This window comes from Burkholderia sp. Bp8984 (assembly GCF_003853755.1).
Taxonomy (GTDB): domain Bacteria; phylum Pseudomonadota; class Gammaproteobacteria; order Burkholderiales; family Burkholderiaceae; genus Burkholderia.
In genome coordinates this window covers 20,947-36,174 of sequence record NZ_QTQN01000054.1, presented here as the reverse complement: position 1 = coordinate 36,174, position 15,228 = coordinate 20,947, and the positions used below count along the sequence as shown (strand labels likewise).

Sequence of the window (15,228 nt, the reverse complement as noted above, 5' to 3'; positions counted from 1 at the left end):
TGCGCTCGCTCGCGAAGGGCGAGGCGATCACGCAGGACACGTCCACGCTCGAGAACCCGGCGATCCTCGAGCAGCTCGCCGAAGTGCGCTGATCGCGCCTGTTGCGCACGTTGCGCGCACGGGCCCCTGCGCGGCAATCCCGATTGCCTGCGCAGGGGCTTTTTGCTAAATAACGGCATGACCGTTCCGCACCGTCCGGCGCCTGCCGCGCCGCCGCCCGTTCCCGAGCCGCTCGCGCGTGCGCATGCGCGCTATTGGCGCTTCAACGTCGCATTGATCCTGGTGCTGATGGCGATCGGCTTCACTGTGTCGTTCGTCGTGCCGTTCTTCGCGCCCGCGCTCGCGGGCATTCGCTTCGCCGGTTTCAGCCTGCCGTTCTATGTCGGTGCGCAGGGCGCGATTCTCGTGTATCTCGTGCTGATCGTCGTCTACATCGGCTTGATGCAACGCGCGGACCGCATGCTGCGGCGCGCGTACGACGAACATGCCGCGCACGCGGGCAATGCGCACCATGCTCGCTGATCCATGCTGACGCATCGACTGATTCGCGCGTACGCGCTTTACACACTCGGCTTTCTCGGGTTCGTGCTGCTGCTGTGGCGGATCGAGCGCGCGACCGGCTCCGGCGTGTGGATCGGCTATGTGTTCCTGTTCGTGCCGATCGCCGTGTATGCGGTGATCGGGCTGCTGTCGCGCACGTCCGATCTCGTCGAATACTACGTGGCCGGGCGGCGCGTCCCATCCGCGTTCAACGGGATGGCGACGGCGGCCGACTGGCTGTCGGCGGCGTCGTTCATCGGCCTTGCCGGCTCGCTCTACGCAACCGGCTACGATGCGCTCGCGTACGTGATGGGGTGGACCGGCGGGTTCTGCCTCGTTGCGTTCCTGCTTGCGCCGTACGTGCGTAAGCTCGCGCGCTACACGATTCCCGATTTCCTCGGCACGCGCTTTTCGAGCACCGCCGTGCGCGCGCTCGCGGCCGGCGCGGCGATCCTGTGCTCGTTCGTCTATCTGGTCGCGCAGATCCAGGGGATCGGGCTGATCGCGACGCGCTTCATCGGCGTCGATTTCGCGATCGGGATCTTCTGCGGGCTCGCGGGCATTCTCGTGTGTTCGTTTCTCGGCGGAATGCGCGCGGTCACGTGGACGCAGGTCGCGCAGTACATCATCCTGATCAGCGCGATCCTGATTCCCGTGTCGCTGATCGCGATGAAGAACGGGCTCGGGCCGGTGCCGCAGTTCAATTACGGCAAGCTGATGGAACGCGTGGCGGCGCGTGAGGCGCAGCTGCGCGACGCGGCCGAGGAGCAGCAGGTGCGCGATGCGTATCGCCGGCAGGCGGCGGCCGTGCAGGCGCAGCTCGATCGCTTGCCCGCATCGTATGCGGATGCACGCCGGCAACTCGTCGACCAGCTCGCGGACCTGCGGCGCCACAACGGGCCGCTGCGCGAGATCAACCAGCGCGAGCGCGAACTGGCGGACTTTCCGCGCGACCCGACGGCGGCGCGCGTGACGTGGACACAGGCACGCGACGACCTGCTGGCACGCGCCGAGCCGCCCGTGCCGATGCACGAGCCGTTTCCCGCGGCGAACGACGACGACCGCAAGCCGCGCGAGCGGAATTTCCTTGCGTTGTTGCTGTGCCTGTCGCTCGGCACCGCGAGCCTGCCGCACATCCTCACGCGCTACAACACGACGACGTCGGTCGCATCCGCGCGGCGCTCGGTCGGCTGGACGCTGTTCTTCATCGCGCTGTTCTACCTGAGCGTGCCGGTGCTCGCGGTGATGATCAAGTACGAGATTCTGACCAACCTCGTCGGGCGGCCGACCGCTGAATTGCCCGCGTGGGTCACGCAGTGGCATCACTTCGAGCCGGACCTGATCAGCGTCGTCGAGGTGGTTCGCGACGGCATCGTGCACTGGTCCGAGATCCAGATGCAGCCGGACATGGTCGTGCTCGCCGCGCCGGAGATCGCAGGGTTGCCGTATGTCGTGTCGGGGCTGATCGCGGCCGGTGCGCTGGCTGCCGCGCTGTCGACCGCGGACGGGTTGCTGCTGACGATCGCGAATGCGTTGTCGCACGACGTCTATTACTGCATGGTCGCGCCGGATGCGTCGAGCCAGCGGCGCGTGACGATCTCGAAGGTCTTGCTGCTCGGTGTCGCGCTGTTCGCGTCGTATGTCGCGTCGCTCAATACCGGGAAGATCCTGTTTCTGGTCGGGGCGGCGTTTTCGCTCGCGGCGTCGAGTTTCTTTCCGGTGCTCGTGCTTGGGGTGTTCTGGAAACGCACGACGACGCGCGGTGCGATCGCCGGGATGGTGACGGGGCTCGCGGTGTGCGTGTACTACATCGTGTCGACTTATCCGTACTTCACGCAGCTCACCGGATTCGCCGGGCAGACGTGGTTCGGGATCGAGCCGATCAGTTCAGGCGTGTTCGGCGTGCCGGCGGGGTTCGCGGTGGCGATCGCAGTCAGCCTGTTAGATCGGCAGCCGGATGAGTATACGCGGGCGTTGGTGGATTACATTCGGCATCCGTGACGCGAAGGCGCTGGATGGGGGGCATCGTGGCGGGAAAAAGAAAGCCCCTTGATTTCTCAGGGGAATCAAGGGGCTTCCTGCGTTCTGGCGGAGAGAGGGGGATTCGAACCCCCGATAGGCGATTAACCTATACACGCTTTCCAGGCGTGCGACTTAAACCACTCATCCATCTCTCCGGAAGACCGAAAGTATAGCAAACTCTGGCGGCCTCCCGCCACTCTCTTTGGCGAGCCACTGAAATTAACCGGGAAGCCGCCTCCCGCGGCTCGCGCGGCGGCCCTGCGTCGTCCGAATGCAGCCGCCGCGGAAGAGCCGTGCCCTCAACTCACGCCCGCGCCCGCACGCACGGCGTCCCGACTCTGCTATCTTCCCGGGCATCTCACCGCTTTCCCCGCCTCTCCATGACCGACCGCATCGTTGCCGCATTCGATTTCGACGGCACCATCACGACCACCGACAGCTTCCGTCATTTCGTCCGCTACGCGGTCGGCACGCCGCGTTTCGCATGGGCCGGGCTGCGCGCGCTGCCGTGGATCGTCGCGATGAAGGCGGGCCTCTTGTCGCGCGGCGATGCGAAGGCGAAGTTCGCTTGGTTCGCGTTCGGGCCGATCCGCGAGGACGCGCTCGACGCGCTCGCGCGCCGCTTCGTCGATGGTTATCTGCCGAACCTCGTGCGTCCGGACATGCTGGAACGGGTGCGCGAGCATCAGGCGCGCGGGCATGAAGTGGTGCTGGTCAGCGCGTCGCCGTCGCTGTATCTGGAGAAGTGGGCGAAGACGGTCGGCATCGGCACGGTGCTCGCGACGCGCCTCGCGTTCGAGCGCGGCGCGTTTGCCGGGCGGCTGAACGGCGAGAACTGCTGGGGCCCGCAGAAGGTCGTGCGCTTGCGCGGCTGGTGGGGAAATCAGCCGCCCGCGAAGCTGTTCGCGTACGGCGACAGCCGCGGCGACAAGGAAATGGCCGAACTCGCGAATCGGGCATGGATCCGCGGGCAGGGACCGATGCCGGCGATCGGCGCTGAAGGACTGACCGACTGACCAGCTAATCGACTGACCGACTGACCGACTGACGGGACCCGCGCGGAGAGCCGCGCCGCCCGCCGTTACGCGTCGGCGCGCTGCGCGCCGCGCGCACCGCGAATCGGACGATACGCGCCCCAGCGATTGGCGCGCCTGAACGTGCCGACATCGTTGAACCGCACGCCGACTTCACGCAGCGCCGCATGCGCGGTGCGCGCGGTCAGCTGCCGGATGTAGAACGGATCGCGCACCACGAAGTGATGGATCGCGTGCGTGCTGCCGAAGTTGAAGCAGAACAGCTGGAACGGCAGCATCCACCACGGGTTGAGCACCTGGGTCTGCTGGATCACGTTGCGCGAATCGATGTCGCCGAAATAATGCATGTTCGAGCTGACGAAGTTGATGCAGAAGCTGCGCACGAAGTTCGGCCCGAGCCACACGACCGCGAGGAAATCGACGACGCTCATCACGCGCTCGACGACGGCCGGCACGGTCACCGCGTAGCCGAACGCATGCAGCGCGAACAGGCCGGCGTGATACACGATGAACGCGTGCCACAGCGCGTAGTACGCGTGACCGACCGGCATGTAGGACGATACCTGCTCGATGCGCAACTGCGCGCGCTCGGCCGCATCCTGCACCGGCTGCGCGGCCACGTACTGCTTGACCTTGCGGCGCATCGCATCCGGCCGCAGCACGACGGCGACCATGCCGTCCGCGATCATCAGCAGGCGCTTCACGCCCCAGCGTTCGCCGTTGGTGATGCCGAATTCCTCGAGATCCGATTCGCCGCCCGATACCTTGTGGTGATGCAGGTGCATGCGCCGGCGCGTCCACGGGTTGATCGTGCCCGGCCGCGTGAGCCAGCACAGCGCCATCATCAGGTGATAGGCCCACGGCGTCTTCTTGAAGTACATCAGGTGGATCAGGTCGTGCTCGAGTTCGTGGATCAGCGACGTGACGAACGCGGCGAGCGGCAACGCGACGTACCACGCGATCGCGCCGCGCGCATACAGCCACGCGATCGCGAGCATCGCGCCCACCGACACGGCCATCACGGTCGCGCCGACGAGGTTCTGGTTGTCGAGCAGCGGAAAGCGCGCGCGGATCGCGTCGCTCGCGGCGTTGACCTCGCGGCGGACATACGCGACCTTGTCGGCGTCGTGGCGAAAGACGGTTCGTGCGGGTTGGCTCATCGACCGGAATCCGTGCGGAAAGAGTGGGGCGCAATGCCGATGTGACAAGCATAGGCGCGCCCCGGAGCGCACGCGAGGGCCGCCGGTGCCAATGATGGTGTCATTTCGGGTCACGGTGGCCGGTGCACGGGCGTGCGATGCCGCATCGGGCGGCTAGAATGCCGCTGCGGTGTCATTACGGGCCAGCAGCGCTACAATCCGCCGAAACCGCTCCGGAGTCCGCCGCATGGCCCTGTCCGCCCCGGATGCCGCGCGCCAGCTGAACAAGGCGACGGTATCGTCCGCGTATGCGCTGTTCATGCTGATGCTCGCCGAGGAGCGTGGCATCGATGGCGGCCGGATTCTCGCCGGCTCGGGCGTCGAGCGCGAGCGGCTCGCGCAGCCCGACGCACGCATCACGCCGCAGCAGCAGGCGGCGATCGTCTTCAACCTGCTCGAGGCGACGGACGATCCGTCGATCGCGATCGAGATCGGCCTGCGCAGCAGCCTCACGAAATCGGGGCTGATCGGCTTCGGGCTGATGAGTTGCGCAACGCTCGGCGAGGCGATCGCGCTCGGCATCCGCTACCTGCCGACGCGCGTGCCGTTCTTTTCGGTGCGGCTCGCTGAGCTCGACGGGATCGTCGACATCGACGTGCTCGAGGCGTTTCCGCTCGGCCGGTTGCGCCAGTTCGCGGTGGAGAACTTCCTGGTCGAGACGGCGGTCCTGTTCAACTCGCTGCTCGATCCCGCGCCGGGGCGCACGCTGCAGTCGCGTGCGGAGCTGCATTTCGAATGGCCCGAGCCGCCGTGGTTCGAGCGCTATCGCGCGCGGCTGCCACGCTGTCATTTCGACGCGAGCGCGAACCGTATCCGCTGCGACGCCGCGCTGCTCGACGAGCCGATCGGCACCGCGAACGCGCAGACCGCGCAGATGATTGTCCAGCAATGCGAGGCCGAACTCGCGCGGCTCGGCTATGCGGAAAGCATCGTCGAGCGCGTGCGCAACCTGCTGATCTGCGGCGAGACCGGTTATCCGTCGGTGGACGAAATCGCGCGCGAACTGCATGTGTCAGCGCGCACGCTCAAACGCAAGCTCGCGGAATTCGGTGCGACCTATTCGGCGCTGCTCGACGAGATCCGGCTGCGCGATGCGCTCCGGCTGCTCGAGGGCACGCGCCTGCCGGTCGACGAGATCGCGGCGCGGGTCGGCTATACCGACCGCGCGAATTTCACGCGTGCGTTCAAGCGCTGGACCGGCGTCGCGCCGAGCGAGCGGCGCTGACGCCGCGCCGGGCGGCGCGGGCCGGTGCCGGTCGTGCGCCCGGCGTCGATGAATCGATCATTGGATCCATCGGTCGATGGCCCCGTCAGACGATCGCCACCCAGTTCGCCCCGCGGCCGCCCGGCACGCGTGCGTGCAACGCCAGCGTGCCGTCGTCCGGCGCGATCGCGTACACCGACACGTATTCCGACTGCTCGCCGCATGCGACGAGCCAGCGTCCCGACGGATCGATCGCGAAGCCGCGCGGCTGCGTTTCGGTGGCCGTCGCGTGTACGGGGTCGAAGGCGCCGTCCGCATCGCGGCGATAGCAGAGCAACTGGCTCGACGTGCGTTCGCTCACATACGCGAAGCGCTCGTCGGGCGTCAGGTGGAGATCGGCAGCCCACACGGCGGGCCCGGTCGGCGCGGGCGGGCGCGCATGGCCTTGCGCGAGGCCGGCGACGGCCGGGTGGCGCGCGCTGACCCGTGCGTCGCCGAGGCGGCCGCTGTCGGCGTCGCGCGCGAAGGTCGCGAGCGTGGCCTGGAATTCGCCGACCGCGACCAGCATCCGGCCGTCGCGCGCGAAGCGCAGGTGGCGCGGCCCGAAGCCGCCCGGCACGCGCGTTTCGCCGTGCTCGACCGCACGCAGGCCGCCGGCATCCTCGATCAGCGCGAACGTGAAGATCCGGTCCGAGCCGAGCGAGCTCACGTACGCGAAGCGGTTGTCCGGCGACACGACGACCGCATGTGCGTTCGCGATGCCGTGCGCGACCTGCAGCGCTGCGCCGTCGCCGTCGCGCACGCGCGCGGCGTCGTAGAGGCTCAACGAATGGCCGCCGTACGACGCGCCGAGCAGCCAGCGGCCGCTGCGGTCGAGCGACAGGTAGGCGAGGCTCGCGTCGATCGCGGTCGCGCCGATGCGGGCGAGCGCGCCGGTGGCTGCGGCGACGCGGAATGCGACGATCGTCGGCTGCTCGCCGCGCGTCGCGACGTACAGCCGCGCGCGATCGGGCTGCACCGCGACCGGCATCGCGACGTCGCCGGCCGGGTAGCGGGCGAGCGGCGCGAGCGTGCCGTCGGACGTGAGCGAGAACGTGGCGAGGTCGCCGTCGACGGCATTCGGGACGACGACGGTCAGGCGGTCAGTGTTCGGCATGGCGGAGCATTGCGGTGTGCGTGAAGGACTCGTCGGTCGGCAGGCCGCGCGGCGGATCGCTGCGCGGCGCGTGCGCGCGAACGGCGCGGCGACCGTGGCGACTAGGAACGCGATCGCGAGCGCATCCCGGCCGCCCGCGATCGAACCCGTATGTTGCTTCAGATAGCCGAAGGCCGTCGGCAGCGGTCGATATCGTTCGCGATGAACATGATCGGCACGAGCGGCGGCACGTGCCATTTCACTTTCGAGGTGGCGGATGCGAGCGGGGCGCGGCCGGGCAGGGCGGGCGAGGTCAAGGGAGTCTCCGGGCGGGCGGCGAACGGGGCAGCGGCCCGCGTTCGCGTCGGGTGGGGATCTAGGTAGTATGTTGTCGTATGACATGCTACGCCTAAGATCCTGATATGACGTCGCGGGTTTACCCGGAATATATCCGAATATCGGGAAATGCCGGGAGGTTGTCTCCGTGCGCAATCACATCTGATGACGGATGACATGAGTGGGCAGGCGTGCCGTTCGGTCCTGCCCTGCGGCGCCCTTCGCCCCGGCAACCTGCCGGCTTCTTACGCGGCCCGCTATGCCATCGACACGACGCTGTTCAGCAGCATCTTCACGAGCACGGCCTGCCGCGTCGCGCCCGTCTTCGCGAAGATTCCGCGCAGATGCGCACGGGCGGTGTTCTTCGTGATGCCGGTCGCTGCGGCCGCTTCGTCGAGCGTCAGGCCGTCGACGAGCAGCAGCGCGATCTCGGTTTCCATCGGCGTGAGGCGGAACAGCCGGTGCAGCATGTCGCGCGAGGTCTGCGGCGACGACGCCGGATCGCGGACGAACACCGCGACGGCCGGCCGGTGCTGGCGGTCCTCCGCGCCGTGAAAGGGCGCGAGCGGGCGCAGCAGCACGTTCAACGGCATCGCGCCGCCGGGGCGCGACAGCGTGGTGGCCTCGATGCGGCCGAGCGCACCCGCGCGGAAATGCTCGAGCGCGGCCTGCAGCGCCTTCTGCAGCCGGCGCTCGTCGAGCGGGCACGATGCATGGAGCCGCTCCTGGCGCAGGCACAGGCCGTCCTGCTGCTCGAACAGCCGCTCGGCGATGCGGTTGTGCTTGATCACGCGACCGTCCTCGTCGAGGATCGCGGTGCCGACGTCGAGCCGGTCGACCGTGCCCGCGTACAGCGCGCGTTCGGCGTCGAGCACGTCGAGCGCCGCGTGCAGCTCGACCGCGCGCTGCAGGTGCGGCAGCAGCGTCGCGACCTGCGCGCGTTCGGCCGCGTCGAAGTCGCGCGCATGATGCGGGCGGCTCACGAAGAACGCGCACTCGACGCCGCGCTCGCCGCGCAGATTCGCGCCGAGGATGAAGCGCAGGTCGAGCGGCTGCAGGTATTGCCGGTAGAAATCGTGCGCGCACCAGCGCGTCGCGCCGAACAGCGTGTCGGCCGTGAACACCTGGCCGGGCGGGTGGTCGAGAAACGGGCACAGCGCGTAGAACTCTTCGCTGTACGATGGTTCGCCGGGCAGCAGCGGGCCGTGGGTCGATGCGTTGATGATGAGCCCGCGCCGCGTGCCGCGCGGGCTGCGCAGCACGAGCGTCGTGAAGCTCGCGTCGAGCCGCACGCGCATCGCTTCGAGAAAGCCCGCCCAAGGCGTCGTCTCGGACGGGCCCTGATAGACGAGCCCGAGCCACGCGCCGAGTTCGCGGGCCGTCCATGCCGCGTCGTCGAAGCTGTCGTGTGCGGCCGTGTCGCCGGGCGCCAGCGCGATCCGCATGCTCGTGTTCTCCTGGGTCGGGGTGAATGCTCCCGAGCCAGCATACCGACCGGCCAGCCGCCCGCGTCATCCGAACGGAGTAGACGACGCGGGCCGTGCCGGAGCGACGCAGCGTGCGTAGCCCCCGGCGCCGCTTACGCGGTGCGTTCGCGCAGCAGGTACGCGACGATGCGTTCCGCCGCGGCCTCCGGCGACTCGGCCACCGTATCGATGCGCAGTTCCGGCTGCGCCGGCGGCTCGTACGGCGAGTCGATTCCCGTGAAGTGCTTCAGTTCGCCCTTGCGCGCCTTCTTGTACAGCCCCTTCGGATCGCGTTCCTCGGCGACCGCGAGCGGCGTGTCGACGAACACTTCGACGAACTCGTCGGGACGAACCAGCGCGCGCGCCATGTCGCGTTCCGCGCGGAACGGCGAGATGAACGACACGAGCGTGATGAGCCCGGCATCGAGCATCAGCCGCGCGACTTCGGCCACGCGCCGGATGTTCTCCACGCGATCGGCCTCGGTGAAGCCGAGATCGCGGTTCAGGCCGTGCCGCACGTTGTCGCCGTCGAGCAGGTACGTGTGCTTGCCGAGCGCATGCAGGCGCCGCTCGACGAGGTTCGCGATCGTCGACTTGCCCGCGCCCGACAGCCCGGTCAGCCATACGATGCGCGGCGTCTGCGCCTTCTGCACCGCGCGCGCGTCGCGGTCGACGTCGACGGCCTGCCAGTGCACGTTGTGCGCGCGGCGCAGCGCGAAGTGCAGCATCCCGGCGCCGACCGTGTCGTTGGTGAAGCGGTCGATCACGATGAAGCCGCCGGTGTGGCGATTCAGGTCGTACGGATCGAACGCGACGGGCCGGTCGAAGCTCAGGTTGCACACGCCGATCTCGTTCAGCGCGAGCGTGCGCGCGGCGAGATGCTCGCGCGTGTTCACGTCGATCTTGTACTTCGGCGTCGCGCAGGTCGCGCCGACCGTCTGCGTGCCGAGCTTCACGAGATACGGCCGGCCCGGCAGCAGCGGTTCGTCGTGCATCCACACGAGCGTCGCCTCGAACTGGTCGGCGACTTCCGGCGGCGCGTCGGCGCGCGCGAGCATGTCGCCGCGGCTCACGTCGATCTCGTCGGCGAGCGTGAGCGTCACCGCTTCGCCGGCGCGCGCGACATCGGCTTCGCCGGCCGGCGTGATCACCGACGCAACGCGGCTCTCCTTGCCGGACGGCAGCACGCGCACGCGTTCGCCGACGCGCACTTCGCCCGATGCGATGCTGCCGGCATAACCGCGGAAGTTCAGGTGCGGACGGTTGACCCATTGCACGGGCAGGCGGAACGGTTCGTCGCGCGTCACGCGCTCGACGAGCGGCAGCGTGTCGAGATGCCGCATCAGCGACGGGCCCGCGTACCACGGCATCCGAGCGCTCGATGTGATCACGTTGTCGCCGCGCAGCGCGGACATCGGAATGCTGACGATTTCGTCGAGGCCGAGTTCGGCCGCGAACGCGCGGTAGTCGGCGTCGATACGCTCGAACACGGCGCGGTCGTAGTCGACCAGGTCCATCTTGTTGATTGCGAGCACGACGCGCTTGATGCCGATCAGCGCGACGAGATGGCTGTGGCGGCGCGTTTGCGTGAGCACGCCCTTGCGCGCGTCGATCAGGATCACCGCGAAATCGGCGGTCGACGCGCCAGTGATCATGTTGCGCGTGTACTGCTCATGGCCGGGCGTATCGGCGACGATGAACTTGCGTCGCGCGGTCGCGAAGAAGCGGTACGCGACGTCGATCGTGATGCCCTGTTCGCGCTCGGCCGACAGGCCGTCGACGAGCAGCGCGAAATCGAGTTCGCCGCCTTGCGTGCCGACCTTCTTCGAATCGGCTTCGAGCTGGGTCAACTGATCGTCGAACAGCAGGTTCGATTCGTAGAGCAGGCGGCCGATCAGCGTGCTCTTGCCGTCGTCGACGCTGCCGCACGTGATGAAGCGCAGCAGGTCCGTCGTTTGCGCATCGTCGGCGTGAGTGTCGGGCGTCGCGGATGTCGCGTGTGCGCGCGTGTCGCGCGCCGTGAGAACGTGTGCCATCAGAAATATCCCTCCTGTTTCTTCTTTTCCATCGAACCGGCCGAATCGCTGTCGATCAGTCGTCCCTGGCGCTCGGACGTGCGCGTGTCGCGCATCTCCTGCAGGATGTCGTCGAGCGAGCTCGCATCGCTGTCGATCGCGCCCGTCAGCGGATAGCAGCCGAGCGTGCGAAAGCGCACCTTGCGCGTCTGCGGCACTTCGCCGTCGCGCAGCGGCAGGCGTTCGTCGTCGACCATGATCAGCGCGCCGTCGCGCTCGACCACCGGCCGCTCCTTCGCGTAGTAGAGCGGAACGATCGGAATGTCGTGCAGCCGGATGTATTGCCAGATGTCGAGCTCGGTCCAGTTGGAAATCGGGAACACGCGCAGGCTTTCGCCGCGGCGCTTGCGCGCGTTGTACAGCGACCAGAGTTCGGGACGCTGGCGCTTCGGATCCCAGCGGTGCTGCTCCGAGCGCAGCGACACGATGCGCTCCTTCGCGCGCGATTTCTCCTCGTCGCGGCGCGCGCCGCCGAACGCGGCGTCGAAACCGTAGTGGTCGAGCGCCTGCTTGAGCCCCTGCGTTTTCCATACGTCGGTGTGCACGGCCGAGCCGTGCGTGAACGGATTGATGTCGTTCGCGACGCCGTCGGGGTTCACGTGCACGCGCAGGTCGAGTCCGAGGCGCGCGGCCGTCTCGTCGCGAAACGCGATCATCTCGCGGAACTTCCACGTCGTATCGACGTGCAGCAGCGGAAAGGGCGGCTTCGCCGGGTAGAAGGCCTTCATCGCGAGATGCAGCATGACCGAGCTGTCCTTGCCGATCGAATAGAGCATCACCGGGTTTTCGCTTTCCGCGACCACCTCGCGCATGATGTGGATGCTTTCGGCCTCCAGTCGCTCCAAGTGGGTCAACATCGTTCGTCTCCTTGTTGCATGCCGGCGCCGCGCGACATGTGCGGCGTTTCGTGCATGACGCCAACGGTATCGAGCGAGGGCGGTGCCGTTCTTCGTCCGGGTGGACTAACACGCGGCGCGGCGGGCAGCGGATCTTTCCTTAGTCCACCCGGACGAAGTGGCGCGCGAGGCGCTCGCTTAAGGTGAGCGCTCGACCATCGGCGGAGACGACACATGACGGACGACACACGCGCCACGCAATTGCTTTCGGGCCAGACCTGGGCCGATTTCTGCGACACCCTGAAACGCAGCGGCGAGCAGATCCTGCGCGCCGAGGCGCCGGACGATCCGCTCACGCGCGCGGAAGGATTCCGCTACCTGAGCCGGCTGATGCGCATCGCGCTCGAAATGCACGTCGAGTTCGCGGACGGCGCGTGGCCCGGCTTCTTCTCGCCGTCGCACGAGACCGCGAAGATCGGCGCCGACAATCCCGACAACCTGTACCAGTACGCGCGCCTCGACGGCCGCTGCGAATATCGTGTGACGGGGCGGCGCGGCACGGTCGCATACCTGAGCTTCGGCACGCAGAAGGGCGGTTACGAGACGGACGGCAAGATGCTGCAGACCGGGTTTCTCGACGCGAAGCAGCTCGAGCTCGCGCCGGACGGCAGCTTCGAGATCGTGCTGAGCGAAACGCCGCGCGCGGGCAACTGGGTGCGCATGGAGCCGGGCACGAACGCGCTGCTGGTGCGTCAGACTTTCCTCGACCGGCGCGCGGAGACGCCCGCGCAATTGAAGATCGAACGCATCGGCGCGCACGATCGCCCGGCGCCGCTCGATCCGCTCGTGCTGCAGGGCGGCCTCACGCGCGCCGCACAGTTCGTCGAGCAGACGGCGAAGCTGTTCGCCGACTGGGCCGCGAGCTACGGCTCGCACGTAAACGCGCTGCCGCCTGCGGACCAGGCGCTGTGCCAGTCGGTCGGTGGCGATCCGAACATCTACTACTACCACTCGTGCTGGTCGCTCGCCGACGACGAGGCGCTGGTGATCGTCGTCGACACCGTGCCCGACTGCGATTTCTGGAACGTGCAGATCAACAATTACTGGATGGAGTCGCTCGACTATCGGCACTTCGACATCTGCGTGAACAAGCACAGCGCGCGGCTGAATGCGGATGGCGGCGTGACGGTGGTGGTCGCCGCGTCGCGGCCGGTTGGCGCGAACTGGCTCGATACGGCCGGGCATCGCACCGGCACGATCTGCTGGCGCTGGGTCGGCGCCGCGCAGCCGGTGCATCCGCGCACGCGCGTCGTCAAGCTGGCCGCGCTGAAGGAGGCCGCATGAACGCGCCGCTCGACCCGATCCGCACCCAGCTCGACGCCGACGCGCTGATCGCCGAGGCCGTGTCGCGCACGGGCGGCCTCACCGCGTTCGGCGACGGCCCGTATCGCGAGGCGCTCGACGTGATGTGCGCATCGCTGATCGACGAAGCGAAGCTGTCGGCGCGCGGTGTGGCGATGATGCGCGAGAAACTCGTCGGCCAGCTCGTGAACCGGCTCGTTATCGAGGATTACTTCGGCCGTCATCCGGAGATCGCCGACATCGAGATCGACGATCCGCTCGTGATCGTCGGGCTGCCGCGCACCGGCACGACGCTGCTGCAGCGGCTGCTCGCGGTCGATCCGCGCTTTTATTCGGCCGCGTGGTGGGAAACGCGCTATCCGGCGCCGCTCGCCGGCGAGACGCTCGACGCGCCGAGCGTGCGCATCGCGCGCGCGCAGGCCGAGGTCGCGACGATGATCGACTGCATTCCGCAGATCCTCGCGATCCATCCGCTCGACGCGATGCTCGCCGACGAGGAGTTCATGCTGATGGAGCATTCGTTCGTGTGCGCGATGGATTCGTACGCGAACGTGCCGGGCTATACGGCGTGGCTCGCGAAGCAGGACCTGACGCCGGTCTATACGTACCTGAAGCGGATGCTGCAGTTCCTGCAGTGGCAGAAGGCGCAACGCGGCGTCGCAGCGGCCGCGCGCTGGCTGCTGAAGACGCCGCAGCATCTGCATGCGCTCGACGTGCTGTGCCGCGTGTTTCCGCGGGCACAGGTCGTGCTCACGCATCGCGACCCGGAGCAGACGATTCCGTCGATGGCGAGCATGGCGCACACGCTGTGGCAGATGTATGCGGACGACCCCGATCCGCGCACGGTAGGCGCGCAGTGGAACGCCGGCATGGCGCGCGCGATCGGCGCGGCGATGACGGCGCGCGACGCGCTGCCGGCCGAGCGCTTTCTCGACGTGCGTTTCGAGGACACGGTGTCGGATCCGCTCGGCGTGACCGAAGCCGTGTATCGCTTCGCGGGCATGTCGCTCGATGCGCCGCAGCGCGCGGCGATGACGGCCTGGATGGCGCGCAACGGCCGCGACAAGCGCGCCGCGCACGATTACTCGATCGCGCGCTTCGGCTTCACCGATGCGCAACTGGCGCACGACTTCGCCGCGTATCGCGCGCGGCACTTGCGGGCGGCCGGCTGACGGCGCGCCCGCGAGACGAACGACAACCAGGAGACAACCCATGTTGCTGAAGGACAAGATCGTCGTGATTTCAGGGATCGGGCCGGGGCTCGGTGTGAAGCTCGCCGTCGAGGCGGCACGCGAGGGCGCGCGCGGCGTGGTCGTCGCGGCACGCACGATGGACAAGCTCGACGACGCGGAAGCACGGATCCGCGCACTCGGCGTCGCGTGCGACGTGCTGAAGGTACGCACCGACATCGCCGAGCGCGCGCAGTGCCGGCAGCTCGCGACGCAGGCGGTCGAGCGCTTCGGCCGGATCGACGCGCTCGTGAACAGCGCGTTCGCGCACGGCACGTTCCCGGAGCCGGTCGAGGAAGCCGATCTCGACGGCTGGCGCGCGGTGTTCGACACCAACGTGTTCGGCACGATGACGCTCACGCAGGAAATCGTGCCGCACATGAAGCGGCAGAAGCGCGGCGCGATCGTGATGATCAACACGCAGGCGACCCGCAAGCCGTTTGCAGGGGAAGCGGGCTACGCTGTATCGAAGGGCGCGCTCGCGGTTGCGGCAAAATACCTGGCGCGCGAGCTTGGCGTGCACGGAATCCGCGCGAACAGCATCCACATGGGCTGGATGTGGGGCGTGCCGACGCAGACGTATTTCCGGCAGGCGGCCGCCGAGTACGGCACGACGGAGGAGGCGATCATCGCGCCGATCGCGTCGAACATCGCGCTCGCGAAGCTGCCGACCGATGACGACTGCGCGCGCGCGGCGCTGTTCCTCGCGTCGGATTACGCGAACGCGGTGACCGGCGCGACGCTCGACGCGAACGGCGGCGATTTCATGCCCTGAGGACGGAGCAACGGA

12 protein-coding genes, 1 tRNA gene and 2 pseudogenes are annotated in these 15,228 nt (G+C 68.1%); 7 read left to right on the top strand and 8 right to left on the bottom strand.

Annotated features, from left to right (window positions below):
- Positions 1 to 177: 177 nt before the first annotated feature.
- The gene (locus tag DID98_RS33530) at positions 178 to 522 is read left to right on the top strand and encodes a DUF4212 domain-containing protein (RefSeq protein ID WP_124489532.1); all 345 of its coding nucleotides are present in this window, start codon (positions 178 to 180) and stop codon (positions 520 to 522) included.
- 3 nt (positions 523 to 525) lie between these two features.
- A complete protein-coding gene (locus DID98_RS33525) occupies positions 526 to 2,541 on the top strand; it encodes a sodium:solute symporter family protein (protein ID WP_124523739.1) in 2,016 nt (671 codons plus the stop codon).
- 85 nt (positions 2,542 to 2,626) lie between these two features.
- Here the strand turns inward: DID98_RS33525 and DID98_RS33520 are convergent.
- A tRNA-Ser gene (locus tag DID98_RS33520) sits at positions 2,627 to 2,717 on the bottom strand.
- A gap of 225 nt (positions 2,718 to 2,942) precedes the next feature.
- Between DID98_RS33520 and DID98_RS33515 the strand changes: the two genes are divergently transcribed.
- The gene (locus DID98_RS33515) at positions 2,943 to 3,578 is read left to right on the top strand and encodes an HAD family hydrolase (RefSeq protein WP_124489534.1); all 636 of its coding nucleotides are present in this window, start codon (positions 2,943 to 2,945) and stop codon (positions 3,576 to 3,578) included.
- 65 nt (positions 3,579 to 3,643) lie between these two features.
- On the opposite strand, the gene DID98_RS33510 is transcribed toward DID98_RS33515, so the two are convergent.
- Entirely contained in the window at positions 3,644 to 4,756 is a 1,113-nt protein-coding gene (locus tag DID98_RS33510) for a fatty acid desaturase (protein ID WP_124572093.1), read from the bottom strand.
- A 226-nt stretch (positions 4,757 to 4,982) separates the two neighbouring features.
- Here DID98_RS33510 and DID98_RS33505 point away from each other — a divergent pair, with 226 nt between their 5' ends.
- Entirely contained in the window at positions 4,983 to 6,020 is a 1,038-nt protein-coding gene (locus DID98_RS33505; RefSeq protein ID WP_124572092.1) for an AraC family transcriptional regulator, read from the top strand.
- Positions 6,021 to 6,105: 85 nt separating this feature from the next.
- Here DID98_RS33505 and DID98_RS33500 read toward each other — a convergent pair whose 3' ends face one another.
- The 6 genes and pseudogenes from DID98_RS33500 to cysD form a co-directional block, all read right to left on the bottom strand.
- Complete coding sequence (locus tag DID98_RS33500) at positions 6,106 to 7,155, bottom strand: beta-propeller fold lactonase family protein (protein ID WP_124572091.1); 1,050 nt, start codon at positions 7,153 to 7,155, stop codon at positions 6,106 to 6,108.
- Positions 7,142 to 7,335: pseudogene (locus DID98_RS36460) on the bottom strand (MFS transporter); the annotation flags it as partial. The pseudogene DID98_RS36460 and the gene DID98_RS33500, both read right to left, overlap by 14 nt.
- Complete coding sequence (locus tag DID98_RS36005) at positions 7,314 to 7,451, bottom strand: hypothetical protein (protein ID WP_185640923.1); 138 nt, start codon at positions 7,449 to 7,451, stop codon at positions 7,314 to 7,316. The gene DID98_RS36005 and the pseudogene DID98_RS36460, both read right to left, overlap by 22 nt.
- Before the next feature lie 276 nt (positions 7,452 to 7,727).
- Positions 7,728 to 8,915, bottom strand: a complete 1,188-nt coding sequence (locus DID98_RS33490; protein WP_124572090.1) for a helix-turn-helix transcriptional regulator — start codon at positions 8,913 to 8,915, stop codon at positions 7,728 to 7,730.
- 134 nt (positions 8,916 to 9,049) lie between these two features.
- Positions 9,050 to 10,972, bottom strand: coding sequence for a sulfate adenylyltransferase subunit CysN (gene cysN / locus DID98_RS33485; protein ID WP_124572089.1), 1,923 nt, complete (start codon positions 10,970 to 10,972; stop codon positions 9,050 to 9,052).
- Positions 10,972 to 11,892: pseudogene (gene cysD / locus DID98_RS33480) on the bottom strand (sulfate adenylyltransferase subunit CysD); the annotation flags it as partial. The pseudogene cysD and the gene cysN, both read right to left, overlap by 1 nt.
- Positions 11,893 to 12,081: 189 nt before the next feature.
- On the opposite strand from cysD, the gene DID98_RS33475 reads away from it, so the two are divergent.
- Genes DID98_RS33475 through DID98_RS33465 form a run of 3 tightly spaced genes read left to right on the top strand, consistent with a single transcriptional unit; the run spans position 12,082 to position 15,213 of the window.
- Positions 12,082 to 13,191: a DUF1214 domain-containing protein gene (locus DID98_RS33475; RefSeq protein WP_124572088.1), complete on the top strand. Its 1,110-nt coding sequence runs from the start codon at positions 12,082 to 12,084 to the stop codon at positions 13,189 to 13,191.
- Entirely contained in the window at positions 13,188 to 14,381 is a 1,194-nt protein-coding gene (locus DID98_RS33470; RefSeq protein ID WP_124572087.1) for a sulfotransferase, read from the top strand. Before DID98_RS33475 ends, DID98_RS33470 begins: the two co-directional genes overlap by 4 nt.
- 40 nt (positions 14,382 to 14,421) lie before the next feature.
- Positions 14,422 to 15,213: an SDR family oxidoreductase gene (locus DID98_RS33465; protein ID WP_124572086.1), complete on the top strand. Its 792-nt coding sequence runs from the start codon at positions 14,422 to 14,424 to the stop codon at positions 15,211 to 15,213.
- Positions 15,214 to 15,228 lie beyond the last annotated feature (15 nt).

Bases quoted from the DNA above. Each gene is read 5' to 3' on its own strand.
- DID98_RS33530 (WP_124489532.1), top strand. From the start codon at position 178: ATGACCGTTCCGCACCGTCCGGCGCCTGCCGCGCCGCCGCCCGTTCCC.
- DID98_RS33525 (WP_124523739.1), top strand. From the start codon at position 526: ATGCTGACGCATCGACTGATTCGCGCGTACGCGCTTTACACACTCGGC.
- DID98_RS33515 (WP_124489534.1), top strand. From the start codon at position 2,943: ATGACCGACCGCATCGTTGCCGCATTCGATTTCGACGGCACCATCACG.
- DID98_RS33510 (WP_124572093.1), bottom strand. From the start codon at position 4,756: ATGAGCCAACCCGCACGAACCGTCTTTCGCCACGACGCCGACAAGGTC.
- DID98_RS33505 (WP_124572092.1), top strand. From the start codon at position 4,983: ATGGCCCTGTCCGCCCCGGATGCCGCGCGCCAGCTGAACAAGGCGACG.
- DID98_RS33500 (WP_124572091.1), bottom strand. From the start codon at position 7,155: ATGCCGAACACTGACCGCCTGACCGTCGTCGTCCCGAATGCCGTCGAC.
- DID98_RS33490 (WP_124572090.1), bottom strand. From the start codon at position 8,915: ATGCGGATCGCGCTGGCGCCCGGCGACACGGCCGCACACGACAGCTTC.
- cysN (WP_124572089.1), bottom strand. From the start codon at position 10,972: ATGGCACACGTTCTCACGGCGCGCGACACGCGCGCACACGCGACATCC.
- DID98_RS33475 (WP_124572088.1), top strand. From the start codon at position 12,082: ATGACGGACGACACACGCGCCACGCAATTGCTTTCGGGCCAGACCTGG.
- DID98_RS33470 (WP_124572087.1), top strand. From the start codon at position 13,188: ATGAACGCGCCGCTCGACCCGATCCGCACCCAGCTCGACGCCGACGCG.
- DID98_RS33465 (WP_124572086.1), top strand. From the start codon at position 14,422: ATGTTGCTGAAGGACAAGATCGTCGTGATTTCAGGGATCGGGCCGGGG.